This is a genomic window from Paenibacillus sp. CAU 1782 (assembly GCF_054551715.1).
Map to the genome: position 1 here is coordinate 1 of NZ_JBTOLL010000024.1, position 23,973 is coordinate 23,973.

Genomic DNA, 23,973 nt, shown 5'->3' on the forward strand with positions numbered 1-23,973 from the left:
CATTCTTCTTTTTGAATCTAAGCCACAAAACGGACTGTAAATATATTGAACAAATGATTAAAAAAGCAATCTCGTAATATTTGTTGCTGGTAACGTCAGGTTATTTGCATGGCTAGTGCTTTTTGGTGATTTTTCTTTTGTAACGGACAGATTTGTCCGTTAAAGCATGGATTAACGTGAAATTTTGGGGTTTTAGGCATGTAACGGACAATTATGTCCGTTACATGGATAGATTTCCGTTTTTTGGTCTGTAACGGACAATTATGTCCGTTACCAGATCATCCTTACCAGATTCAGAAGGCATACAGCTATTGACAAAGCAGAATAGAAGTTATATGGTTAGTTACATAAGTAATTAACCAGTTAACGCAACTAAAAGCAGCAAGCCCAGCAAGCCCAGCAAGCCCAGCAAGCCCAGCAAGCCCAGCAAGCCCAGCAAGCCCAGCAAGCCCAGCAAGCCCAGCAAGCCCAGCAAGCCCAGCAAGCCCAGCAAGCCCAGCAAGCCCGGCAAGCCCAGCAAGCCCAGCAAGCCCGGCAAGCCCAGCAAGCCCAGCAAGCCCAGCAAGCCCAGCAAGCCCAGCAAGCCCAGCAAGCCCAGCAAGCCCAGCAAGCCCAGCAAGCCCGGCAAGCCCAGCAAGCCCGGCAAGCCCAGCAAGCCCGGCAAGCTCAGCAATCCCGGCAAGCCCGGCAAGACCAACAAAACCAGTCAATAGCCGCTTGCGGCAGAGGATATATAAGGAGTGAGGTGATGAGGTGTTCGATGACAAAAGTCCAATCTATTTGCAAATTGCAGACGGAATCAAAAATGACATCGTAAGCGGCGCGCTTAAGGAAGAGGAGCAAGTCATGTCGACGAATCAATATGCTTCCTTTTACCGCATCAATCCCGCAACAGCAGCCAAAGGGTTTCAGTTACTGACCGAGGAAGGAATTATTTACAAGAAAAGAGGGATAGGCATGTTTGTAAGTCCAAACGCGCGGGGGATTTTGCTAAAGCAGCGCAGGGAAGCCTTTTTCGAACAGGTAGTGGATCACATGCTGCGGGAGGCCGAGGTTATCAATATTTCACTCAACGATATCATCGCTTATATGGAACGCAGGAAAGGGGGAGAAGGCCATGATGCTTGATATTGAAGTGAAGGATTTGAGTGTCAAATACGGCTCCTTTACGGCGGTCGACAAGATGTCCTTTACATTGGAAGGAGGGAAGATATATGGCCTGCTGGGACGGAACGGCTCCGGCAAAACCAGCCTGTTATCCGTTTTGGCGTCGTATCGCAAGCAATCATCTGGAAAGCTTGCGATTGGAGGCAAAGATCCGTTTGAAAATGCCGAGATCATGTCGCAAGTGTGTTTTATTCAGGAAAACGGCCATATGTCGGAGACCTACAAGGTAAAGGATGCCTTGAAAATTGCAGCCGATTGCTGGCCGAATTGGGATTCCGAAATCGCGAATCGATTAGTAGAGACCTATGAGATTCCCTTGAACAAGCAGCTCCAGACCTTTTCGCGAGGAATGAAATCGATGTTTGGCGTAACGCTGGGTTTGGCGAGTAGAGCGCCAATAACCATTTTTGACGAATCCTACTTGGGCATGGACGCCCCGTCCCGGTATATCTTTTATGATGAGCTTTTGGCCAGTTATATGGCTTCTCCGCGCAGCATTATTTTATCCACGCACTTGATCGAGGAGGTTGCATCCTTGTTTGAGGAGTTGCTGATCGTGGATGGAGGCAAGTTGCTCCTCCATGAAAACGCCGAAACGTTCAAGTCCAGAGGCATGCTTGTGACGGGACCGGCAATGCTGGTAGAGGAATTTGCGAGCGGGCAGAAGGTGCTTGGCGAACGCAATCTCGGTACCCTTAAATCGGTAACGGTGTATGGTTCGGTTAGCGAGGAACGTTGCCGCAAGGCCATTGCAGACGGCTTGGAGCTTGGTCCGGTGGACATTCAGGATTTATTTGTCCACATGACGCAGAAAGGGGGAGTGAAGTCATGAAGGCGAACAGGAAACATCCTGCGCTCATTGTATTTAAACATACCGTTAATAGCTATCACCTCGTTCTTTTTGGCTATGCATCCATTATTACATTGATGTTGGCGGCCGTGCTTCTTCTTCATGTTACGAAATGGCTGAATATTGATGCTGTGCTGCTAAGCGACATCTGGGATGGCATATTGGGCTCTCCTCCCACCTTTTTTCTGGTCATCGGGATCATCTCCACTCCTTTTATGTTATCTAACTATGTTGCGAATGGCATTACCCGAAAGCATTTTGCGGCAGGAATGATGATGTGTTATCTCCTTTTGACCGTCTCGTGCGGGCTCCTGCTCTGGTGCGGGCAGCTTGTTGGCAAGTTTGTGGCTACCGCCGCAGGCGAACCTTGGTTGTCTGAAATTCCCGTCGGGGGAAGCAGACTGCTTGTTAATATCGGCATATTTTTGCTGTTTTCCACTGCAGGATGGTTAATTGGCACGATGTATTATCGTTCCAAATGGCAAATTGCCACTCTCTTTTCAGTTGTAGCCTATATCCTTGCGACGATGGGGCAGGCGGTTCTTGAGCAGCGTTTTTCGAAAGGCGGTTTTGTCCAAGGCGTTATGGGATGGTTTCAGGAGTCAATACTTGCACAAGTCATTCTGGTTATTCTGATTTATGGGTTACTTGCCGGGCTTAATTACAACTTAGTCAAAAATGTGCCAATAAAGCGCAAGGCGCAATAAGTGGCAAATCGAATATCTCGGAAACGTCCATCAAACCTTTATCGATCAAGTTCGATAGAGGTTTTTTTGTGGTTAATTGTTCGGTTAAGCGAACAAATTCAAAAAATAGTTTTATTTGCTAGTTGATATTCTGCCCTGCATCCCCCAAAATAGAAATAGGGAATATTTGCCGAACCGCGTCGAAAAAAGTCAAGCGCTGTCAGCTGCAAATCCATGAATATTGCATATGTTTTGCTTAGAGGTGTTGGGATGACCATAGTACAGAAAACGCTGATGGCTGTTTTGACTTTAGGCATATCTTTGATATTAATCTTGGCGCCCGGAGCCCAACTGACCTTTGCAGCGAACGCAACGAACGAAACGACCATAACGGAATGGCAGATGATATGGGAAGTTCCAGGCATGGAGCTGGGAATTGAAGAGATTATCGAGCTTGGTGATGCCGGGGAATGGTTTATGGTGTCGGCAGACGGAGATTATCCCGTCGTACCGCCCAACATAACCTCCGCATGGATACGCTTTAATCTGCCGGAATTGTCTCAAATGCGTCCGTCAATGGAATTAAAAAATATGTTAGCCCAGGACGTCGTAATCTTTATCGATTCTGCAAAAGTATACGAGGTCCATCGGAACTATGTTTATGACCGTAACACGATTATGGTCCCGCTCTTTAGCGCCGAAGAAGGAGAAAGCGTTTATATACAGCTGAAAAGCCAAACCATGCGTATCGGTATGCAATCTCCGGTTGTAATCGACAACCACGACGATATGATTAAATCAGGTATGCGGGGCGATATTACCGACGTCGTCATTGGCTCTTCGCTTGTCATTATTTCTTCTTTTATGCTTTTGAGCGTTATTTTTCTGAATCGTGCTTTTTTGCCGGGGTGGGTATCTCTGTTTTTGGTCATGCTGTCTATTGGCGTGATGATTCTGAGTTATTCTACTTTTTTTGACAAGTATTACCCCGAGCTTGGAAATTTTATGTATTACGCTTTTGATGTAGCATCAGCAATTCTGATCCCTTCGCTGCTCATTTTTTTTGAGAAGATTTTCGGTAAGGGACCTTACTCCTTATTGTCAAAATTCAATCGATATTTATTGATCATGATGTTTGCTTCCTTGTTTTTGATGCTTGTCAGCATAGCATGGGAGCCGTTCAGAGATATCTATACGTCCATCAGCATGCTTTTTCTGGGTTTCGAGGTCATTGTCGGGAATGTCATTCTGATTGGTTCTTTAATCTATTATTGCAAAAAGAATTATAAAGAAGCTTATATTATGGCCATTGGTCTGGGAAGCTTTACGCTTATTACGTTGGTTGAGATGTTATGGTATTTTATATCCGATGAATTGTATGCCATGATGTTTTGGAAATACGGCATTATCTTTTTCCTTGCTTCCCTCATTATTATGCTGGTTCGACGGATAATGAGAAACTACGAAACAGCGCTTCAATACTCCAAGCAGCTGGAAGTATTCAACAACGAGCTGCAGCGTTCGGAAAAAATTGAGATGATTTCACACTTGGCGGCATCGATTGCCCATGAGGTTCGAAATCCTCTGCAGGTAACCCGAGGTTTTCTTCAAATATTAAGAGACAAATCAACGGAAGAGAAATCGAAGAATTACACTAAGCTGGCCATTGACGAGCTGGATCGCGCAGCAGAAATTATTACGGACTTTCTGACATTTGCCAAACCGGATCTTGGCGAAGTCACCAGACTGAATTTGGCTCAGGAGCTTCAGCAAATCGAAGCTATCCTGATGCCGTTTGCAACGATGCAAGGCGGCGTCATCCAGCTTTCCGTCGAAGAGGACTTGTTTGTAAAAGGAAATACGTCGAAGTTCAAGCAGGCGCTTATTAATATTATTAAAAATAGTATAGAGGCGCTTCGAGAGGATGGATTTGTCCTCATTAAGGCTAACAGGGCTCAAGAACCGAACTACTTGATGATTACCATTAAGGATAACGGAGAAGGAATCGACGAGCAGGATCTTAAACGTCTTGGCGAGCCTTATTATTCCAAGAAGTCAAAAGGAACAGGCTTGGGACTGATGGTAACGTATCGGATAATCGAGGCGATGCAAGGAGACATTGTCATTAGCAGCAAAAAGGGAGTTGGGACCGAGGTAAGCTTGCGGCTTCCCATCAGTAGCTAGGGACAGTATATGGATATAAAAAATAACCTTCGAAACCACTAGATTAAAAGGTGGGATTGATAGGTTATTTTTATATCTGTATGTTGTTATTCATGATGGGGCATATCTGATTATTTGGAAAATAAAACAGCGCGATTAAAGCCAACGAGGGCCCATAACTTGGTTTTTGCTAGCCGAAGGGCTTTGCGGGAGCACCAAATAATAGGTATCTGCAGTTTCCTCAAGAACTTCAACGTTGATATCCGCGGGAATATCCAAATCGAATGCTTCTTTAAGCGCGGCTTTTGGATCAGCAATGAGTTTTTTCTTGAATTCCTCATCTGCCCATGCTTTTTCAATAATTTGATTCTGAAGTTCTTGTTGGCTGGCCATCACCATCACCCTTTCAGATATGTATGAGATTACCAGACAAGTGTAGCATGTTTACTATACAATTTCTACTACTTTTTTACTATAAAGGGCAAATGATAGATCATATGTCAGGGTTGTTCGGGTCCCTTATTTAAGGCGTAAAGCCTATTAATGCCCCCGCTCAAAGCTATTTGTTTCCGGGACCAGAGATCCTTCGCGACAGCTCTTAGCGTATCGCACATATATAAGTGAAAAGAGATCAACTCGCAAGGCGGCCGTTTAATGCCCAGTAAGAGGGCATGGTTTCGTTCCCCGTAATCTGCAAAGGCGCTCATGCAGTCCTTGATGTATATGGCGGTTTCGGCTTCCTTCAAAGTGGGAGGATGCCAGACTGCGGAGGTTTCCCGGGCTCGGGCAGTTTCCGATGATAGGGGATGCCGGGACGCGATCAGAGCAAGGAGCCCGTTATAATTGCCGTCGTGCAGATCCTCCCGCCAATCGTTCCAGTCATCCAGCATTTGCAGCGTCGTCAGCGCAAGGTCTACGGCTTGCTCCAGAGCGGAAATACGCTCGGGGCATCCCCCTAGCAGGCAGGCGCCAACCACCGTTATTTTGAGCGGGGCCGCTTTGCCGGATGTTCGTATGATGTCGGTAACGAAGTAATTGTCGCGAGCTTCATTCACAACGCTGTCTGCCCATTGTTCCGCATATTTGTCGTGAAAATCCCAAAACATGCTTTCGGAGTGAAACAAACGCCGAAAACAACGCAGCATGCCAAGGTAGAGCAGATTGCCCAAAGCAAATTGCTCCTTTTGCCCCTCTTCTGCAACTTTGCCGTCCATTAGATCGTCTTGAATAAAGTAGTACAACATGCCATAAATATTGGCAAGCGCCAGCTCTGCACATTGCGTCTCCGTAATGCTCGTATCCTCCTTGAGCCAGAATGGCAGCAAGGTACAGATGTAGTCTCTGCCTTCCTCGTGGGCGACGGGATTGAACAACTCGGCATAACGAAGACCATAGCTGTCCAGCGGAGCGGGAAAATCCGAAATGTGGCGTTTGGCCGTTTCATAGATTTCCGCCAGCTTCGGCTTGTGCATGGTATACCACAACATGGCGTTGCCTCCTGTCGACGCGGCTAAGCGTCTGTGTCAGGACTGCGTCTGCAGCCCTATCTTTTACTATAGCATGTAAAAAGTCGCATGTCGCAAAAAATGTAAAAAGATGCAATATATTAGTGAAAATCTTTTGTGCGCCTATATTGAGTAAATGTTAAAAATCCAGTAAAATGGTTGTGACTACTGCCAACATGCGGATAACCGTGGCGCCCGTAAACAGCCAATACAGAGAAACTGGACCAAGGTCGGGGAATCATCTATTACCTCAGCAGGTTATTCAATTGCTTCTCCTGCATTAAAGTAAATATAACAAGAGAGTCCTTTAATGTGGAGGTAATCAGGAATGAGTAATGATAAAGAGGTCTATATTTTGTTGACCGATACCGGTACTGTCTTGACCAAAATAATTAGAAGATTTACTAAAGATCCGCTGAACCACGCCTCCATAGCGTTTGATAGCGATTTGAACGAAGTATACAGCTTCGGCCGAAAAAATCCCAGCAATCCCTTTTTCGCAGGTTTTGTAAGAGAAGATGTGCGAGGTTCGTTTTTTGATGATTCCATGTGTGCGCTGTATCGCATTAAGGTCGACCAGAACGTTTACGGAAGTTTGAAAGCCCAAGTCAGGCATTTTGAACAAAATCAGGAGTTATATAAATACAACTTGATCGGCATGTTAGGCGTTGTGTTTAACATCGAATGGGAGCGCAAATACGCTTACTTCTGCTCTCAATTTGTAGCTACGTTGTTTAAGCGCAGCGGCATGGAGCTGGTGGACAAATCGCCGTTGCTTGTTACTCCGGGAGATTTGCAGCAAACCTGCCGTCTGGAGCTGGTTTATGCCGGAAGACTGCACGCTTATACCGGATTTGACCAGTTGCCGGCTACAGCAAGCTCGTACCGAACTGCCTGAATGAGAAGACCCCATTAGACGGTCTTCTTTTTTTTCTTTATGGCGCTCTTTGTGGCAGGATTTAGCTGGACGAGATGGGCATTTTGTGAGAATCTTAGGATATATGGCCTATAACTACTTGGAGGGATTACAGATGAAAAGTCAAGGCGTGCTGATATCCGCATTTGCGTTTGCTCTGGTTATTGCGATATTTGCGGTCATTAATGTAAGTTCGGTTGAGGTTAACTTTTTATTTGCCAAAACGAATACGCCGCTTATTTTAGTTATATTGGTTTCGACGCTGCTTGGCGGATTGACTGTAGGATCGTTTGGTATGGTCAAAATTTTTCGACTGCAGCGGACAGTCAAGACGCTGGAAAAACGGACAGCCGAGCTGGAAGCGGCATCCGAGCCATTTCAAGCGGATTTTGGAAAGTCCGCATTTGCAAGCGGCAAATCTACTTTGTCCGATAGCGAAGCTGATGCTGAAGACGCGGCACATGCAAGCCATGCAACCGACGAAGTCAAATAGCGGATGGAGACATGATGGAAAAGATATCCCATGTCTATACGTATGCCAGGCATGAAGACGAAGCGGAGCTTTGCGCGCTTGAGCTCGAGACGTTGTTCGGAGGCTGGCGCGAAGTGCCGGGCGGCCCGCAGGTTGTAGCGGTTAATGGACAAACCGCGCGTGGAATAGACCCCGGAAGAAGTCCATTTTTAAAGCGAAAAATAGAAGTTGCAGTCCAAGCGGAGTCCATGGAGGAACTGGCGGGCCGAATCAGGGATTATCATTTGAGCGGCGCTACGTTCAAAGTTCATTATACGGAGGGCGACGGGCTTTACGGCTACGAGGAGCGAAGAGAGCTGGAAAGGCTGGCTGGCGGGGCGGTGCAAGGCAAGGCGGATATGCGTTCCCCCGAAGTAACTCTTGGGCTCATGCGCTGGCAGGGACAATGGTTGTTTGGCCCCTGTCTTGATAATGAAGCTGTATGGCTTACGCACGCCAGCAAGCCGCAAAATTATTCCACGGCGCTGCCAACCCGAATGGCCCGAGCGCTTGTGAACATCGCCGCAGGAGAAGCTCCGGCCGATGCGACGTTCCTGGATCCTTGCTGCGGTATGGGCACGGTGCTGATCGAAGCGTTGTCTATGGGGATAAAAGCAGCCGGATTTGATCTTAATCCTCTGGCTGTTCGCGGCGCGCGCGTTAATCTGCGCCATTTTGGTTATGACGAGGACCTTGTCCGTATTGGGGACTTGAGGCAGCTTGAAGGAAGGTATCATGCGGCAATTGTAGATATGCCCTATAATCTGTGTTCCGTGCTGGCTTCGGAAGATCAGCTGGACATGCTGAGGGCTGTCAAACGACTTGCAGACAGAGCGGTTATCGTCACAACGACAGATATCGGCCAAGCGTTGGAAAAAAGCGGGCTTAAGCTGATTAACCGAGGCTGTATGAGGAAAGGCTCTTTTATACGTTATGCAAGTGTAGTAGAATAAAGGAGATTCAATGCATGAAGGAAGGTGATTCCATGTCCGAAAAAGAACAAAACGAAGTTGCCGAGCCTAAGAAGCTGACTCAAGCGGAACGGGCCAAGCAATTGCTTGCGCAAAAAAAGCAGGGGAACGGCGGCAAGCAGGGCCAGCAGCATTTTTCGACCGGTACTCAGGAATTAAAAAGCCAGAACACCAAAAAGGTCAACAATCAGCGCAAAAAAATGGGTGTATAATAACTGCTCCGAAGACAGAAGCGGGTCAGTAACAATAAGGCGCGTGCCGATTATACGGCACGCGCCTTATTTTTCCTCCTCCACATACGCTTTCAGGATGGAGTCCAGCAAGCCGGGAAACCGCTCCTGCAAATCTTGCGACCGCAATGAAATCAGACGCATGGTGCCTTGAGGCCGCGTGCGGACGATGCCGGCTTCGCGAAGAATGCGTATATGATGCGACAAAGTGGACTTTGCTACGGAAGTATGAAAACAACCGCAAGACTGTTCACCGTTATTGTGAATTTCAACGGCAATTTTTAAGCGAACGGGATCGCTTAATGCATATAAGACAGAGGCCAGTTGGATGGCTTCGCGTTCGGGATGATGCAGCATAACCATAAAGCCTCTCCTTTCTTTCCGGAGGAATATTCATCGGGTTAGAGCGTGTCTGAGGGCTTGCATGGAACAAAAATTCGGCAATGTCTGCTCCCTGCGGAGTTTTCAGACACGCCCTAATTGAATAGTAAACGAAAAGATGGTATATTTCAATTGTTCTATAATCATCGAAATATCGAACCAACAGAAAGAAGGATGAAGCAAGATGGCTGGACAACAACGCCAAAGTAACACCTTAGAATCAGAAAGCCTTCTCCAGCGGGAAGGCATCATCATTTTGCTGCTGGGCATTTCCGTTGTTCTTGTCATTATGAATACGGCCATGTTTAATCTGGCGCTTAATGATCTGGGCCATTATTTCAATTTGCCCCCATCCACGGTAGCTCTTACGGTCACGGGTTATTCCATTGTATTTGCCATTTCTTCGATTACCTTTAGCCGCTTGTCGGATTTTGTTCCTCTTCGCAGGTTATTTGCCATTAGCCTGGTTTCTGCGGGAGCGGCTTCCCTTGTAGCCATGCTCAGCACGCAGTTTTGGCTGCTTCTTGCGGCGCGCATCGTGCAGGCGATGGGAGCGGGAGCGGCTATTTCGTTGTCGATTGTCCTATTGACCCGCTATGTGCCCCTGGCCAGGAGAGGGAAAACGATGTCGGTCATCATGTCCTCGGTATCGCTTGGACTAGGCCTGGGACCGGTTGTTGGCGGGTTTGTCGTGCAGTATATGGGATGGAAATATTTATTTGCCATCACGGCATTATTGCTATGCATTGCCCCCATCCTGGTGCGACAAATTCCCAAGGAAAAATTCGAGAAACGTCCCTTCGACGTGCCGGGCGCCATTACTCTCAGCGCGGGTACGGCGGGTCTGCTGTTGTTTCTAACCAGCTTTAATCCGCTGCCGCTTCTCATAGGTATTGCGGGTTTGGCGGCTTTTGTGCTGCGTATTCGAAAAACGGCTCATCCTTTTGTGCTGCCTTCGCTGCTTGCAGATAAAACCTATCTTGCGTTGTCCTTTGTAGGCGTATTGTCGTATTTGTGCAGCTTCGCTACCTTGTTTTTACTGCCGCAAATGCTGTTGAAGCATTTTGGGCTTAGTGCAAGCCAGGCAGGATTTATCATCTTTCCGGGCGCGATTTTGTCCATGCTTCTCTCCAGGGTAATTGGTTCCATTATCGACAAATACGGCAATGGCGGAATTCTGCGGCTGGCTCCCGTCATGATTCTGGCTTCCGTTGTTTTATTTGCCTTACTGGGCACCCGGTTCTGGGTTGCCGATATTCTTGTGTATATGATGATGAATCTTGCATTCGCCATGATTGGCAGCAGCGTGTCTAATGAAATTTCACGTATTTTGCCCAAAAGCCAAATTGGCTCTGGAACCGGCTTGTTCCAGCTGATGCAATTTTTTGCCGGAGCTTTCAGCATTGCCATCGTTTCCAGCGCGCTGGAATGGCAGCATAACATTCCGCTTGGGCAGGCATTTGCCAATTTGTTCTGGGGACTTGCGGGAGTGGCGATTTTAGCTAACTTATGCGCTTTTTTGTACAGCGCCCGAAAAAATAAAATTGGCCTGGCTGCAACAATGGCAAACGCCGGTCAATCTGAATAGGATATAACCTGAATAAGCCCGGATGTCCTTGTAAAGAAACTTGTCTCTCCGCAAAAACGCAAATTTTTTTGTGGCGGGATCTGACATCCTGATCGGGGAATGATTTGCATGACTTTCCCGCATAATGAAGGTACACCATTATGAATGGCTTTGGGAGGGGTTCTCCATGACGGTCAAACCGAGCACTATCAATGTTTATTTGCTGGCTGGCGTCAAAACGGCCAACAGCTGTTTTACCGCATGCAAAAAAATGCTGGAGGACCAGCTAGAGCAGGATGGCCGGCAGGGCAAAGTCCAGGTTTTGTTTCCCTATGGCGATTACAGCCGAAATCTGGTTAAGCAAGTGCTTGAGGTCAGAAGCGACTTGTACGGGGGTTCAAAGGGCGAACGGGTCGGCGGGCGCCAGGCGGCAAGGGAAATCAAGCAAACGCTGGGAGGCAGCGAGCAGGTGCTGCTGATCGGTCACAGCGGAGGCGGAGCCGCCGCTTATCAGGCAGCAAGGCTGCTGGAGCAGGAAGGCTTGAATAATTTTCGCGTCGTGCAGATCGGTTCTCCTAAAACGCCGATTGAGCCGCGTTTGCAAAATAAAGTAAGCTACTTCCATTCGGTTGACGGCAGCGGAAAAACCAGTGATCCCATTAGCTTTATCGGTACTTGGGGCGGCTGGATTCTTAGCCGGGGCGTAGTGCCGGTATGGAATTCCTTCAAATACGCGCCGGGGTATATGGAGGGCATTCCTACAATCGGCGGGCATGCGGATTACTTCCGCCATACGGAGCCTTTTCTGGATACGGAATCACGCTGCAATCTTGACAAAACGATGGAGCGTGTGCAGGGGTGGTTGAAAGGATGGCTATAATGCTTTAGACTATAAGAGGTTGTTCAAAAAGTCCGCTTTCCATTACGGGGCATGACTAGCGTCATGGCCAGCGTCGAATATCTCGGGAGATGATTGTTATGGCCAATACGCACACGTACTCCAAAGGCGAAGAAATCGCCAATGCTATTACCCATGGCATCGGGGTGCTGCTCAGTATTGCTGGGCTTGTTCTGCTTGTTGTTTTTTCTGCTATGAAAGGTACGGCATGGCATGTCGTCAGCTTTTCCATTTACGGAACGGCAATGCTGCTGCTCTATGTCGCTTCGACGCTGGTTCACAGCTTTCCGCCGGGGAAAGCCAAGCGGGTTTTTGAGTCGCTGGACCATTCCTTTATATACGTGTTCATCGCGGGTACGTATACCCCGATCTTGTTCCATCTTGTGCAGGGTGCGCTAGGATGGGTTCTATTCGGAATCGTATGGGGCTGCGCGGTAGCGGGGGTTATTTTCAAATCCTTCTTTGCATCGCGTTTTCTGTTTACCTCCACTATCGTGTACATAGCGATGGGCTGGATTATCGTATTCGCCTGGGGACCGCTTACTGAGCAGCTTGCGCCGGGAGGATTGAGGCTTCTGGTCGGAGGCGGATTAATCTATACGGTCGGAACCGTCTTTTACATGTGGCGAAGCTTCCCGTATCATCATGCCGTATGGCATATGTTTGTACTTGGCGGCTCCATCGTCCACTTTTTTGCGATATTGCTGTACATTTTACCGGCTTGAGGAGAACAGTCGTTACCGTTTTCTGCAAACTTAATAACCAATTTTGTAATAGAGCGCAAGCAGCCCTTCAGAGATGAGAAGGGCTGCTTTTTTGTTCTCTGGCCATAAATTCCGTTGATTTTTGATATCGGAATGGTTATTTAATATTTCGGAACCCCTGTTCCATTTCTATAATAAAGTTGTCGATGTTACAAAGGGGGACCAAGATGAACAACATTGCAACAAAACAAACGGCCCGCCACGGAGCTCCGTTGGGCAAAGCATCATGGATAAGAAACAAGTACAAGCTGTTTTTGATGGCGCTTCCATTTTTGGCGTTGGCCTTCGTTTTTTCATACTTGCCGCTTTATGGATGGATTTATTCTTTCTATGATTATCGGCCTGGCATACCGCTCAAGGATAGCGAATTCATGGGATTTCATTGGTTTACATCCATGTTTTCAAGCGCTGTTCGCCGCCAGGAAATTATTCGCGTCATGACCAACACCTTTGCTATGAGCGGACTAAGCCTGTTGACTTCGGTGCTTCCGGTGGCGTTTGCGATTTTTCTGACGGAGATAAGGAGCACTTTTTTCAAGCGAATGGTGCAAACGCTCACAACGCTGCCAAACTTTATTAGCTGGGTACTGGTATATTCGTTTGCTTTTATGCTGTTTTCGGTGGATAACGGTTTCCTGAACAATTTGCTGATGGGCTTGGGGTGGATTGAGAGACCGCTTAACATACTCGCCTCGGATAGCAATACATGGCTTGCAATGACGTTATGGAGCATCTGGAAGACGTTGGGCTGGAGCGCCATTATGTATATCGCCGCAATTGCCGGAATTGATCAGGAGCTGTATGAGGCGGCGCGCGTCGATGGCGCGGGGCGTTTCCGGCTGATGTGGCACGTAACCGTACCGGGCATTATGCCAACCTTCTTTGTGCTGCTGCTCCTGTCGATCGCCAATTTCATCAACAACGGCTTTGAGCAGTTTTATGTGTTCCAGAATGCGATCAATTTGTCGCGGATTGAAGTGCTGGACTTGTACGTTTACAACATTGGCATGATGAATTCCAATTTTTCGTTTTCTACCGCAGTCAGCTTATTGAAATCGGTTGTCAGCATCGTTCTTCTCTTTGTTGCCAATAGCTTGTCCAGACTATTCCGCGGAGAAAGCATCATCTAAATAGAGGGGAGAAGCTTTATGGAGAAGAGAGAACGGCTAAACGCTTTTCAAGTGCTTAATTACGCTTGGTTTGTGCTGTTTACGCTGATTTGCGTGTTTCCGTTTTATTATTTGTTTATTAATACGATCAGCAATAATGATTTGAGCAGCCGCGGGCTTGTCCTGTTTTATCCGCTTGATATTCATCTCACGAACTATGCCAATGTGTTCAAGCTGCCGGGTCTTGGGCTGGCCGCGGTGGTTTCGCTGTCAAGAACAGTCATCGGGACGGCTCTGACCGTATTTTCATCAGCGTTTCTTGGCTATTTGTTCACCAAAAACGAAATGTGGGGACGAAAGTTTTGGTATCGCTTTCTCATCATTACGATGTATTTCAACGCCGGACTTATTCCCTGGTATTTGACCATGCTTAATCTGGGATTGGTCAACAACTTTCTGGTCTATATTTTGCCCGCTATCGTATCGCCGTTTTTCATTATTCTTGTCAAAACCTTTATTGAGTCGACGCCTGTTGCTCTGCAGGAATCGGCCCAGATTGACGGGGCCGGCTATTGGGTCATCTTTACCAAAATCATTTTGCCGCTCAGTATGCCGATTTTGGCGACAATTTCGATATTTGCCGCGGTTGGTCAATGGAATTCGTTTACGGACACCTTGTTTTTGGTTACGAATCAAAAATTATTTTCTCTGCAATTTATTTTGTACCGCTATATGAATGAAGCAACGTCGCTTGCGCAGCTTATGCGGCAAACAAGCGGTGCGGTCAATATCGATTTGACCAATATGGCTACGCCAACATCTATACGAACAACGGTTTCCATGGTTGTTGTAACGCCGATTCTTCTTGTGTATCCATTTTTCCAGCGCTTCTTTGTAAAAGGCATTATGATTGGCGCGGTCAAGGGGTAAGCGCCGAATTTATAGCAATCTGCCCGCCGCGATGTGAAACTGTTACGGGAGGTGAAGCAGCAAACACAGGCCAGTTTAACGCAACTCGACGCTGGTCTGGACACCCGGTTTATTTTGCACAAGGATTGTACTCAGCAACAACATTCAGAAAGGGGTACTTACCATGATAGTAGGAAAAAAGTGGTCTGCGCTTGCTTTGGTGATTTGCTTTGCGCTTGTCATTACGGCTTGCAGCGGCAACGCTAACGGAAATTCAAAACCAACGGGCACGGCAACATCCACATCCGAAGGCGACGGCACTTCTCCGACCGACGCGCCGAAAGAGGAACTGACGATCACCGTATTTTCTATGCTTGCCAATTATGCCGGCGAGCAGCCGGGCTGGTTCGCGAAGATGATCAAGGACAAATTCAATATCAAGCTGAATATTATCGCTTCCAATCTGGCCGGCGGCCAGCAGAAAATCGCCACGATGATGGCATCCGGCGATATGGGCGACCTGGTCGTATTCGGAAGCAACGGCGAGGACTATCAGGACGCCATTAAAGCCGGTCTTTTACTGGACTGGAATCAGAATGATTTGCTGAATACGTACGGCCCTGATATTTTGAAAAATGCGAATCAGGCGATTGAAGCAAACAAGGAGCAGTTTGGCGGAGGAACCGCGGTATACGGCATCGGGCATGATATCGGCATCGGCGATGGTCCTTCCGAAGGCGCGGATATGACGTTTGGACCAAACTTGCGCTGGGATCTGTATCAGCGGCTGGGCAGCCCGGAAATCAACACGCTTGACGACTACCTGGATATTTTGAAGCAAATGAAGGAGCTTGAGCCAAAAAGCGACTCCGGTCGCCCGACGTACGGCTTGTCGCTCTGGTCCGACTGGGATGGCAACTATATGACGCTGGCCAAGGTTATCGGCCAATTGTACGGCTACCAGGAGGGAGACGGCTTTAACCCTGCGGGTCTGATTCTGACTTCGGTCAACTCCGACGAGTGGCAAGGCATTTTGGATGAAAACGGCTATTATTTTAAAGGATTGAAGTTTTATTTTGACGCAAATCAGGCGGGATTGATGGATCCGGATTCTCTGACGCAGAAGTTTTCCGATGTATCCAACAAATTTCAGGACGGCCAGGTTTTCTTCTCGCATTTCCCTTGGCTTAGCAATGTGTACAATACGCCGGAAAATACGGCGGCGGGCAAAGGCTTTATGCTGGTGCCGTTCAAGGAAGAAAAGATTATGTCCTACGGCTTGAATCCGTACGGAGGCAATCGCGTGTGGGCAATCGGCTCCAAAGCGAAAGATCCGGGGCGCATCCTGGAATTTATAAATTGGCTGTTTACCCCGCAAGGCATAATGGAATCCAGCTACGGCCCGCAAGGCCTGGCATGGGATATCGACGCAAACGGCAAGCCGTTTGTCACTGAATATGGCTACAAGGCGCTTCCGGCCAATACCGAGCCGGTGCCGGCGGAATATGGCGGCGGAACATTTAAAGACGGTATTAACCAAATTAATAATACGACCTTAAGAAACTCGCTTACGAACCCTGAAACCGGGGAGCCTTACGATTACAATCTATGGGAGTCCGTATTGAACCATGATCCCGATCCGGTAACGAAGAGCTGGCGCGAAGCAATGGGCGCTTCCACGGCGAAGGATTATATGGTCAATAATGATTTGATCGCAGTGCAGAAGGTTGTCTTTACCGGCTCGGCGCCTGCCACTCCTCCGGCTGATATTCAGCAAAATATTAGCGAGATCGGAAAAGTGGTCAAGGAGTATTCATGGAAAATGATTTTTGCCAAAAATGAGGATGAGTACAATAAGTTAAAGGATCAGCTGATTCAAAAGGCCAATGGACTGGGCTACGAGGATGTTGTCAACTATGAAGTCGATCTGGCAACAAAAACGGTTTTTGCTAATAATTGATGCATAACGTCTTTCCCGTTCCGGCAATTGTCGGGACGGGATTTTGCAGTTGTCAAGCGATGTAGAATCCATGCTAAAATAAGGGAAGGTACGACATGCAAACAGATGGGGTGTTACCGCGTGCGTCTGCCAATAAACTGGAATTTGAGCGTCACCTCCAAGTTTGTGTTGACCTTTCTGGTCATACTTACGGCTTCGATGTCGGTCATGGGCCTTATTCTCTATCAGCAGGCTTCACGGGCGGCGATCGGGCAAGGAAAAATATTAATGAATCAAAATGTCCTTCAAATGAAAAACAACATCCTGCAAAAGGCCGTTATGGTGCAGAACCTGTCAGAAATCATTGCTTTTGATCCAAAGGTACAGAATTTTCTTGAAAATACGTTTCTCCAGGTCCCGTACCAATTGGAGGAATACCGGGATACAATCTCGCCCATCCTGGCCAATTTGATGCGCCAAAATACATATATTCATTCCATACGCATCTATATGGCTAACAGCACCATACCGGAGATGTACGACGGCTTCTACCATATGACCCGATTGTCTGCCAATTTGCGCTATGCGCCGTTTATTAACGATCCCCGGGCGGTCTCCAGCTGGCAAGGGCTGCATAAAGAGCAGACTCTAATTGAAATGCCGGGTTCAGACTACCAGGCCCAGGTGTTTTCCTTCAACCGGAAAATTTTCTCAAGCAACTACACGGATGTTGTGGGAATGATCGAAATCGAGGTGGAACGGAACGTTTTTTTTGAAGCGATCCGTAATCCCGAGGCGCCTTATTCAGGCAATATCTACATTGTTGATGTAGAAGGGCGAGTCGTATCGGAGATGGGGAGCGAGACATGGAACAAGACGGAATCGCTGCGGGCGATGGGGCTTGCCAATTTGCCGGAGGGCGAATTCAACGGGGTGATGGATGTAGGGGATACACGATCTATTATCATTGTGATGCCGCTTGGAAGCCCGGAGCTGCGCATGGTTGGCGTATTCCCGATTATGCCTTTTATATCCGGCATGAAGGAGTCCCAGCAACGGTTTTTTGGCGTGCTGCTGATCGCGATGCTGCTAATAGGCGTAATCGTTTATCTGATTACAAGGGCGCTGCTGCGAAGAATGAAGGTGCTGCTCAGTGCCATGAAAGCTGTTCGTGAAGGCAATTTGAATGTATCGGTTCCGGTGGTGTCCCGCGATGAATTTGCGCAAATGTCGCTGAATTTCAATCTGATGACGAGCCGTATTCACGATTTGGTTGAAACCGTTTACAAAACCCGTGTTTTGGAAAAGGAAGCCGAGCTTCGGGCGCTGGAGTCCCAGGTTAATCCCCACTTTCTGTACAATACGCTTGCGACGCTCGCCTGGGTAGGCCGCAAAGCCAATTCCAAAGAGGTCGTTTACTTATCCAACTCGCTTGCCAAGTTTTACCGTCTGGTGCTGAACAAGGGGAAATCGTCCATTTTAGTACAGGACGAGCTGGAGATGGTGCGGGCGTATGCCGATATTCAAAAGTTTCGGTTTGAAGGTCTCTTTGATATTCACTTTCAGATTGACGAACATGCTCTTCGATTTTGGATTCCCAAAAATATATTGCAGCCGCTTGTGGAAAATGCGTTGACGCATGGGATAGAGCCCAAGAGGGTTCCCGGCGTTATTACAGTTACCGCTGCCTTGGACGGCCAAGGGGACTCCGTGATCCTGAAAGTAGCGGATGACGGAATCGGCATGGAAACGGAACGCATTGAGGCGATTATGAATGGCCAGGTTCAGCAAACGAGCGGGAGCGGCTATGCGATTAAAAATATTATGGAACGCTTAAATGGCTACTACGGAGATCGGGCCTCATTCGAGGTCTCAAGCACATCCGGCTCCGGAACGGTGATAACCATTACGCTGCCAAGGGAGTGAAGGCAATATGTTATCCATGCTGATAGTGGAAGATGAGCGCTGGGAGAGAGAGGGACTGGTCGAGCTTTGGGACTGGAGCGAGCTTGGCATTGTAATTGCCGGGACGGCGGTTGATGGCGTGGACGGTTACGAAAAAGCGCTGCAGCTCCAGCCCGATATTATCATTACGGATATTCGCATGCCTGGCTCAAACGGATTGGAGATGTCCAAGCGAATCAGGGAAACGCTGCCGGACGCGGGCATCATTGTTTTGACCGGCTACAGCGATTTTCATTATACGCGAGAAGCCATTACGCTAAACGCAAACGACTATGTGCTGAAGCCGCTTGAGGAAGACAGTCTACGCGTTTCTGTCCTTCGTGTTGCGGACGATTGCCGCCAATTAAAGAATCAGCGCGCAAGAGAGCGGCGTTTGCAGGCCGGAGGCAGATTAGCGGCGGAGAAGCTGCTTCTCGACCTGCTGGAAGAAAGGGGGGATCGGGATAATGTTTTAGCCGAGCTTCTGGCGCTAGACCCCTTGTTCGCCGCTCCACGCTATGTCGTTTCGATAGCCGTTCCAAGCGAACATGAGGATCTGGCCAAGTTGAAGTCGCGCCTTCCGGCATCCTGTTATGTCGTTCCTTGCGGTAAAAATCCTGTCCGCTGGGCCTTGGTGCTGCCCTTGCAGGTGAACGCGGACCTATGGGATCCCGCATCCCTGCTCTCCGGCAGCGGGAATCCGCCACGCGTGATTGTTGTCAGCGGAGAGCCGGCAGCTGGTCTTGAACGGCTTGGCGAAGCCTACCGCGAGGCGCTGGAGACGGCTGAGCACAGCATTTTGTACGGGCAATGGGGCATTGTGAAGCCAAGCAGCTTTATGGAGGAGACTTTGCGCTGGCGAGACGCCATATCTCAATTTCGCACGGAATGGGGAGAATTGTGCCAAAAGCTCCGGCAGCATATTCTCAGCCTTCGGGAGCGGGAAGCGCATGATACAGTGGAAATGATGTTTGGGCTGCTAAGGCGACATTCCGGCGCTGACAAAGCCTATATTACGATGGTTTTTAACGGGCTGCTTAATGAACTCGCCTTGCTGGAGGATGGCCGGCTGCGTGAGGAGGGGGTGGCGGCGACCGGGAGGATGGATGGCAAATCTCTTTACGAGATAGAGAGCCTGGATGAGCTGCACAGCCTGTTGACCAAATATATTAGTGCATTAATTCAGAGACTGGATCGGAAACGAAACCGCAAGGATGATTACATTGTAGAAAGAGCCGTGAAGCTGATTGAAGAAACGTACGGCTCCGCTAAACTTTCCTTAAGCATGCTGTCCGGCGAGCTGTTCCTCTCATCCAATCATTTGGGCGTTGTGTTCAAAAAAGCGACAGGCATTACGGTTCATCAATATATTATGGATGTCCGCATGCGCAAGGCAGAGGAGCTGCTTCGCCAAACGAAGCGAAAGGTTTCGGATATCGCCGGACATATCGGGATGTCCAATCAGTCTTATTTTTGCACTCTATTCAAGCAAAAGCACGGTATGACGCCTGGCGAATATCAAGAGCTGATGCAGCGTCGGTAAGGGGAGCGGCGGATGAGCGGAAAGGGATTAACGGGATATGCAGCGCTGTTGATGCTGATCGCAATGATGCTTTTTTCAGGCTGTGACAGGTTGTCTTCTGATGCGGTAAAACAGCGGAATGCCAATCAGGAGACAGGGCAGGATGACCGCGACATGTCAACAAATGATTCAAGCGGTATGAAATATCCCATGATGGAAACGGGCTGGGCCCCTCCGGAAAATGTGAGCCCGGCCTGGATGGAGGATACTTCTCCCTTTCAATTTACCCAATACGTCTATGGCAATTGGGCTAATCATTACTTCTGGAACGGGCAATACGCAATGAAGCGAATCGAGGAAAAGACTGGGGTGCGAATCAACCGAAAGCTGGCTGTAGGCAACGACGAGGACTATTTGAACATTAACGGCGAGCTGCCGGACACCATTATGCTGGATTGGAGCAGTCCGGCTGCCGCCAAGCTGATCGACGGAGGTCTGGTTTATTCCATAGACGAGTTGATCAATGCCTACGCGCCCAAGCTATGGCAGATGCTTGACCCGGAAATGGTTCAATATCACAGCGTAAACGGAAAGCTCTGGTATTTGCCGAATTTGTATGAACGCGAAAGCCGCTTGACAGATGGAAAACCGCTTGTCCCGATTCGACCCTGGTTTATTCGGCGTGATCTGTACGAGGAGCTTGGCAAGCCCAAGATAGAAACGGTCCAGGATTTGAAAAATGTGCTTGCCGAGATCAAGCAACAGGACTTTGTCCGCTATCCGCTTGCGCTTGATTATTTCGACGTTGCTCAAAACGGCTTTGCCGGAAGCAACTCGCTAGATTATTTGATCTATTCGTTTGCTCCTTATTTGTCGGAGGAACGCATTTCAGATGACCGGCAGGAGTTGCTTTACCCGATGCGCATTGAAGGTTTTATCGAGGCGTTCCGTTATTTGAATGGCTTGTACCGGGAGGGGCTGTTGGATCCCAAATTCCTTATAGCCAAGCAGACGCAATACGAGGCAGGGATGTACCTTGCCGAATATGGCGTGGCATCGCAAATCATGACGGGCATGTACACCCAGTTTAACCCCATAATCGCAAGCTCGCTCGGACAAGAGAAGACCTATCTAGTGCTTGATGGAGTGTCGGCCGGAGAACAGAAACCTCGTTATCCGGCATCGCGCCTTCTTGGCGGGCAAGGCTTTTTTATTACGAAACAGGCGGAGGACCCCAAACGGATTATTTCATTTGTAGAATATGCCTTGTCGGATGAAGGACAGCTTGATTTTCTCTATGGAGCGGAAGGCGAAACGTATGAGATGGTAAACGGACTGCCGCAGTATGTACCGGAAGTCCGCGATTTAATGAATAGCGATTATATGGCCTGGCTGAGCCAATACGGCTTTGGCGCTTCTACTTTGCTTTGGAATGGAAGCCCGATGTTTTTTAAAGCGGAGCTCAGGGAGATGATTTTGTCTCGTCCCGATGAATACAATGCCTCCATGAAGCTGTCTCGTTTCACGTATGACGATTACGCATTGGGGATGGGAAATCTGGAGCCGTCCGTTTCGTCGCCGGAAGGTGTCATTAACGCGAATATCAAGGACTTGTGGAACAAGTCGATCATTCATTTGATTATGGCGTCATCGGATGAAGAGTTTGATAAAGTGTACGGGGCATTTATCGAAATGATGGATTCGGCGGGCGCGCGAAAGGTGGAGCGAGCCATGTACCTCAATCATTTGCTTGACCTCGAGAAAAAAGGGTTTATTGATGGGCAGTAGTATTATAAGCTCAACTAAGAAACCGGCAGTAGCAGGACAAATTGAGGATGGTTCCGGAGAAAAAATCTGGAAACAACTGCAATGTGAAGAAGCTTCCTCAAGGCGGCCTAGCCCCCCCCCAGCTAGAAGTGGACTTTTTGAACAACTTCTTAGGTTTCTGGCAAGGGGCACCATCCCGGCGGATCGCTGCAAATCGCTTCTGCTGTGGCGGGCTCTTCCGAAATGAGGTTGGCAAAATAATTGGGTAAAATATGATTGCCTGCAACCGTCCCCATCCGGAAGGAGCGCATGACCTCTCCTTTTACATGCATGTAGTAATACGTCCGTTTGGTTTGCGGCGAGGTATACAGAATGGGCGGGAGATGGGGGACCATATCGAATTCGTTTTGAAAGCGGAAGTGAGTCGGAACGACATAATTGTAAGCTTTTACAAAGGCGGGATCGCCGACGCGGGGAGCGGCAAAGGTATACACGACAGGGGATTTCCACGCCGTATTGACGGCGATATCCAACGCCGACAAGGTGGCTAACGCGCCGCCAAGGCTGTGTCCGGTAATAAACAAGGCTTTGTCGGGCGACAAGCCGGACAGAAGGCCCATGATTTCGTCGCGGGCGGACATATAAATATCGGTGAAGCCTTTATGAGTTTGTCCTGAACCTTTGACGGGGCGGTAAGGCGTTTGCTGGGCGATAAAATCCGAGATCCAGTCTACGGCCGAGCCCGTGCCGCGAAATGCAAGCACGATGCAGCAATCCGACTCGATAACAAACCCGAACAGCTCCGGGCGGCTCTCGTAAGAGCTGGCGGTAAAGCTCCCCACCAGCCGATAGGTTCGCGGCACAAGGAACAAACCCTCTTCCCCTTTGTTGGAATATTGCAAATAGGTTTGTCCACAAACAGCAGCCAGAAAAATAGCCGTTCCGTAATCCGGTTTTTCTTGCCTTGCTTGAAGTCTGCTTGTATTCATCAGGGCATCCCTCCGTCCGCAGCGTCCAAAAAGGGACGGCGATTATTGCTGTATCATATGCGGGGAACAGATGCGGAGTGTCGGCAAATGCGGGGAGCTTGGCCGATTTGGCGTTTTTCATGGACAAGCGCAACCGCTTTCTTTTATAATGATCCAAAACGAAAGGCGGTTGTTACGTTGACTTTAAAAATCGGAATAGCGGGAACAGGCTGGTTTGGCATGATGCATGCTGAGAAGCTGTCCAAGCTGGAAGGCGTGGAGGTTGCGGCTTTTACGGCTACCAGTCTTCAAAAAGCGGAAGCGGCTGCGTCTAAATTTAATGGGGCGCGCGGTTTTGCTTCCCTGACGGATATGCTGGATTCTGTTAAGTTGGATGCCGTATATATCTGTGTCCCGCCGTTTGCCCATGGAAGCATGGAGCTGTCATTGGCGGAAAGGGGCATTCCCTTCCTGGTAGAGAAACCAATCGGCGTTGATCTTGATACGCCATCGACTATATTGGAAGCCGTGTCCGGGAGCGGATTGATCACTTCCGTAGGGTATCATTTCCGTTATATGGACGGAACGCGGCGGGCCAAGGAATTGCTTGGCGACCGCCAGCTCGCCATGGCGCTGGGATATTGGATGGGCGGCATGCCTGGCGTAAGCTGGTGGCGGTCCATGGCAGGGTCGGGCGGACAATTCGTGGAGCAAACAACACATATCGTCGATTTGCTGCGGTATGTGGCTGGAGAAGTAAAAGAGGTATACGCCGCCTATGGCAGCCGTGTCATGGCTGAGAAGGAAAACGATGTTACGGTGCCAGATGTAGGCAGCGTTGTTCTGAAGCTGGAATCCGGCGTTATTGCGACGATCAGCAATACGTGCGCAATTTCGGCCGGCGATCGCAGCGGGCTTCACTTATACACCGATAAAGGCGTGCTTGAGCTGGGACATGGCGGCTTGACGGATATTGCGTCGGGCGTGCGCACGGAATACGCCAATGCCACCAACCCGTACGACGCTGAAAATGCGGCTTTTCTTCATGCCGTCAGAACAGGAGATCCATCGCTGATCGCTTCCACCTACAGTGATGCATGGAAGACCCATCAGGTAACGATGGCGGCGAATCAGTCGGCATTAACCGGCAAGCCGGTAGTGCTGCTGGGATAGCCATAGACAAAAAAATAGCCTGCGCCATCAAGC

23 protein-coding genes are annotated in these 23,973 nt (G+C 48.7%); 18 read left to right on the plus strand and 5 right to left on the minus strand.

Features of this window, described 5'->3' with window-relative positions; translation table 11 throughout:
* Positions 1-355: 355 nt before the first annotated feature.
* Positions 356-700 (minus strand): hypothetical protein, encoded by a 345-nt coding sequence (locus ACX93W_RS25365; RefSeq protein ID WP_459395165.1) that lies wholly within the window; start codon positions 698-700, stop codon positions 356-358.
* Between the two features lie 53 nt (positions 701-753).
* On the opposite strand from ACX93W_RS25365, the gene ACX93W_RS25370 reads away from it, so the two are divergent.
* The 4 genes from ACX93W_RS25370 to ACX93W_RS25385 all read left to right on the plus strand — a co-directional run bounded on the left by ACX93W_RS25370 (position 754) and on the right by ACX93W_RS25385 (position 4,887).
* Positions 754-1,128: a GntR family transcriptional regulator gene (locus tag ACX93W_RS25370; RefSeq protein WP_459395166.1), complete on the plus strand. Its 375-nt coding sequence runs from the start codon at positions 754-756 to the stop codon at positions 1,126-1,128.
* Positions 1,118-1,999, plus strand: coding sequence for an ATP-binding cassette domain-containing protein (locus ACX93W_RS25375; protein ID WP_459395167.1), 882 nt, complete (start codon positions 1,118-1,120; stop codon positions 1,997-1,999). Before ACX93W_RS25370 ends, ACX93W_RS25375 begins: the two co-directional genes overlap by 11 nt.
* On the plus strand, positions 1,996-2,724 hold the full coding sequence (locus ACX93W_RS25380; protein ID WP_459395168.1) for a hypothetical protein: 729 nt from the start codon (positions 1,996-1,998) through the stop codon (positions 2,722-2,724). The genes ACX93W_RS25375 and ACX93W_RS25380 overlap by 4 nt, the downstream gene beginning before the upstream one ends.
* Before the next feature lie 249 nt (positions 2,725-2,973).
* On the plus strand, positions 2,974-4,887 hold the full coding sequence (locus ACX93W_RS25385) for an ATP-binding protein (protein WP_459395169.1): 1,914 nt from the start codon (positions 2,974-2,976) through the stop codon (positions 4,885-4,887).
* A gap of 135 nt (positions 4,888-5,022) precedes the next feature.
* On the opposite strand, the gene ACX93W_RS25390 is transcribed toward ACX93W_RS25385, so the two are convergent.
* Together ACX93W_RS25390 and ACX93W_RS25395 are read right to left on the minus strand one after the other, a co-directional pair.
* Complete coding sequence (locus ACX93W_RS25390) at positions 5,023-5,259, minus strand: NHLP leader peptide family RiPP precursor (protein WP_459395170.1); 237 nt, start codon at positions 5,257-5,259, stop codon at positions 5,023-5,025.
* 107 nt (positions 5,260-5,366) lie between these two features.
* Positions 5,367-6,353, minus strand: coding sequence for a hypothetical protein (locus ACX93W_RS25395; protein WP_459395171.1), 987 nt, complete (start codon positions 6,351-6,353; stop codon positions 5,367-5,369).
* Between the two features lie 346 nt (positions 6,354-6,699).
* Between ACX93W_RS25395 and ACX93W_RS25400 the strand changes: the two genes are divergently transcribed.
* The 4 genes from ACX93W_RS25400 (at position 6,700) to ACX93W_RS25415 (ending at position 8,981) form a co-directional block, all read left to right on the plus strand.
* Positions 6,700-7,269, plus strand: coding sequence for a hypothetical protein (locus ACX93W_RS25400; protein WP_459395172.1), 570 nt, complete (start codon positions 6,700-6,702; stop codon positions 7,267-7,269).
* Positions 7,270-7,402: 133 nt separating this feature from the next.
* Positions 7,403-7,780 (plus strand): LapA family protein, encoded by a 378-nt coding sequence (locus ACX93W_RS25405; RefSeq protein ID WP_459395173.1) that lies wholly within the window; start codon positions 7,403-7,405, stop codon positions 7,778-7,780.
* A gap of 11 nt (positions 7,781-7,791) precedes the next feature.
* Positions 7,792-8,751 (plus strand): TRM11 family SAM-dependent methyltransferase, encoded by a 960-nt coding sequence (locus ACX93W_RS25410; RefSeq protein WP_459395174.1) that lies wholly within the window; start codon positions 7,792-7,794, stop codon positions 8,749-8,751.
* Positions 8,752-8,765: 14 nt separating this feature from the next.
* On the plus strand, positions 8,766-8,981 hold the full coding sequence (locus ACX93W_RS25415; protein ID WP_459395175.1) for a hypothetical protein: 216 nt from the start codon (positions 8,766-8,768) through the stop codon (positions 8,979-8,981).
* A 66-nt stretch (positions 8,982-9,047) separates the two neighbouring features.
* Here ACX93W_RS25415 and ACX93W_RS25420 read toward each other — a convergent pair whose 3' ends face one another.
* Positions 9,048-9,362 (minus strand): ArsR/SmtB family transcription factor, encoded by a 315-nt coding sequence (locus tag ACX93W_RS25420; protein WP_459395176.1) that lies wholly within the window; start codon positions 9,360-9,362, stop codon positions 9,048-9,050.
* Between the two features lie 202 nt (positions 9,363-9,564).
* On the opposite strand from ACX93W_RS25420, the gene ACX93W_RS25425 reads away from it, so the two are divergent.
* The 9 genes from ACX93W_RS25425 (at position 9,565) to ACX93W_RS25465 (ending at position 21,820) form a co-directional block, all read left to right on the plus strand.
* Positions 9,565-10,968, plus strand: a complete 1,404-nt coding sequence (locus ACX93W_RS25425; RefSeq protein WP_459395177.1) for an MFS transporter — start codon at positions 9,565-9,567, stop codon at positions 10,966-10,968.
* A 166-nt stretch (positions 10,969-11,134) separates the two neighbouring features.
* A complete protein-coding gene (locus tag ACX93W_RS25430; RefSeq protein WP_459395178.1) occupies positions 11,135-11,827 on the plus strand; it encodes a hypothetical protein in 693 nt (230 codons plus the stop codon).
* 98 nt (positions 11,828-11,925) lie between these two features.
* Positions 11,926-12,570 (plus strand): PAQR family membrane homeostasis protein TrhA, encoded by a 645-nt coding sequence (gene trhA, locus ACX93W_RS25435; RefSeq protein WP_459395179.1) that lies wholly within the window; start codon positions 11,926-11,928, stop codon positions 12,568-12,570.
* A 206-nt stretch (positions 12,571-12,776) separates the two neighbouring features.
* Entirely contained in the window at positions 12,777-13,739 is a 963-nt protein-coding gene (locus ACX93W_RS25440) for an ABC transporter permease (protein WP_459395180.1), read from the plus strand.
* 18 nt (positions 13,740-13,757) lie between these two features.
* Positions 13,758-14,648 (plus strand): carbohydrate ABC transporter permease, encoded by an 891-nt coding sequence (locus ACX93W_RS25445; RefSeq protein WP_459395181.1) that lies wholly within the window; start codon positions 13,758-13,760, stop codon positions 14,646-14,648.
* Between the two features lie 163 nt (positions 14,649-14,811).
* Positions 14,812-16,587: an extracellular solute-binding protein gene (locus ACX93W_RS25450; protein ID WP_459395182.1), complete on the plus strand. Its 1,776-nt coding sequence runs from the start codon at positions 14,812-14,814 to the stop codon at positions 16,585-16,587.
* Positions 16,588-16,707: 120 nt separating this feature from the next.
* Positions 16,708-18,492 carry a sensor histidine kinase gene (locus ACX93W_RS25455; RefSeq protein ID WP_459395183.1) on the plus strand — a complete coding sequence of 595 codons (1,785 nt, stop codon included), beginning with the start codon at positions 16,708-16,710 and terminating at the stop codon, positions 18,490-18,492.
* A 7-nt stretch (positions 18,493-18,499) separates the two neighbouring features.
* Positions 18,500-20,053 (plus strand): response regulator, encoded by a 1,554-nt coding sequence (locus tag ACX93W_RS25460; protein ID WP_459395184.1) that lies wholly within the window; start codon positions 18,500-18,502, stop codon positions 20,051-20,053.
* Positions 20,054-20,065: 12 nt separating this feature from the next.
* Positions 20,066-21,820: a type 2 periplasmic-binding domain-containing protein gene (locus tag ACX93W_RS25465; protein ID WP_459395185.1), complete on the plus strand. Its 1,755-nt coding sequence runs from the start codon at positions 20,066-20,068 to the stop codon at positions 21,818-21,820.
* Between the two features lie 149 nt (positions 21,821-21,969).
* Here ACX93W_RS25465 and ACX93W_RS25470 read toward each other — a convergent pair whose 3' ends face one another.
* Positions 21,970-22,788 (minus strand): lipase family protein, encoded by an 819-nt coding sequence (locus ACX93W_RS25470; protein ID WP_459395186.1) that lies wholly within the window; start codon positions 22,786-22,788, stop codon positions 21,970-21,972.
* Between the two features lie 87 nt (positions 22,789-22,875).
* On the opposite strand from ACX93W_RS25470, the gene ACX93W_RS25475 reads away from it, so the two are divergent.
* Complete coding sequence (locus tag ACX93W_RS25475) at positions 22,876-23,940, plus strand: Gfo/Idh/MocA family protein (RefSeq protein ID WP_459395187.1); 1,065 nt, start codon at positions 22,876-22,878, stop codon at positions 23,938-23,940.
* The last annotated feature ends 33 nt before the right edge of the window (positions 23,941-23,973 follow it).

What these genes read in the sequence shown, in the direction of transcription:
- ACX93W_RS25375 (WP_459395167.1), top strand. Translation starts at nt 1,118, where the DNA reads ATGATGCTTGATATTGAAGTGAAGGATTTGAGTGTCAAATACGGCTCC.
- ACX93W_RS25380 (WP_459395168.1), top strand. Translation starts at nt 1,996, where the DNA reads ATGAAGGCGAACAGGAAACATCCTGCGCTCATTGTATTTAAACATACC.
- ACX93W_RS25385 (WP_459395169.1), top strand. Translation starts at nt 2,974, where the DNA reads ATGACCATAGTACAGAAAACGCTGATGGCTGTTTTGACTTTAGGCATA.
- ACX93W_RS25390 (WP_459395170.1), bottom strand. Translation starts at nt 5,259, where the DNA reads ATGGCCAGCCAACAAGAACTTCAGAATCAAATTATTGAAAAAGCATGG.
- ACX93W_RS25395 (WP_459395171.1), bottom strand. Translation starts at nt 6,353, where the DNA reads ATGTTGTGGTATACCATGCACAAGCCGAAGCTGGCGGAAATCTATGAA.
- ACX93W_RS25400 (WP_459395172.1), top strand. Translation starts at nt 6,700, where the DNA reads ATGAGTAATGATAAAGAGGTCTATATTTTGTTGACCGATACCGGTACT.
- ACX93W_RS25405 (WP_459395173.1), top strand. Translation starts at nt 7,403, where the DNA reads ATGAAAAGTCAAGGCGTGCTGATATCCGCATTTGCGTTTGCTCTGGTT.
- ACX93W_RS25410 (WP_459395174.1), top strand. Translation starts at nt 7,792, where the DNA reads ATGATGGAAAAGATATCCCATGTCTATACGTATGCCAGGCATGAAGAC.
- ACX93W_RS25415 (WP_459395175.1), top strand. Translation starts at nt 8,766, where the DNA reads ATGAAGGAAGGTGATTCCATGTCCGAAAAAGAACAAAACGAAGTTGCC.
- ACX93W_RS25420 (WP_459395176.1), bottom strand. Translation starts at nt 9,362, where the DNA reads ATGGTTATGCTGCATCATCCCGAACGCGAAGCCATCCAACTGGCCTCT.
- ACX93W_RS25425 (WP_459395177.1), top strand. Translation starts at nt 9,565, where the DNA reads ATGGCTGGACAACAACGCCAAAGTAACACCTTAGAATCAGAAAGCCTT.
- ACX93W_RS25430 (WP_459395178.1), top strand. Translation starts at nt 11,135, where the DNA reads ATGACGGTCAAACCGAGCACTATCAATGTTTATTTGCTGGCTGGCGTC.
- trhA (WP_459395179.1), top strand. Translation starts at nt 11,926, where the DNA reads ATGGCCAATACGCACACGTACTCCAAAGGCGAAGAAATCGCCAATGCT.
- ACX93W_RS25440 (WP_459395180.1), top strand. Translation starts at nt 12,777, where the DNA reads ATGAACAACATTGCAACAAAACAAACGGCCCGCCACGGAGCTCCGTTG.
- ACX93W_RS25445 (WP_459395181.1), top strand. Translation starts at nt 13,758, where the DNA reads ATGGAGAAGAGAGAACGGCTAAACGCTTTTCAAGTGCTTAATTACGCT.
- ACX93W_RS25450 (WP_459395182.1), top strand. Translation starts at nt 14,812, where the DNA reads ATGATAGTAGGAAAAAAGTGGTCTGCGCTTGCTTTGGTGATTTGCTTT.
- ACX93W_RS25460 (WP_459395184.1), top strand. Translation starts at nt 18,500, where the DNA reads ATGTTATCCATGCTGATAGTGGAAGATGAGCGCTGGGAGAGAGAGGGA.
- ACX93W_RS25465 (WP_459395185.1), top strand. Translation starts at nt 20,066, where the DNA reads ATGAGCGGAAAGGGATTAACGGGATATGCAGCGCTGTTGATGCTGATC.
- ACX93W_RS25470 (WP_459395186.1), bottom strand. Translation starts at nt 22,788, where the DNA reads ATGAATACAAGCAGACTTCAAGCAAGGCAAGAAAAACCGGATTACGGA.
- ACX93W_RS25475 (WP_459395187.1), top strand. Translation starts at nt 22,876, where the DNA reads ATGCGGGGAGCTTGGCCGATTTGGCGTTTTTCATGGACAAGCGCAACC.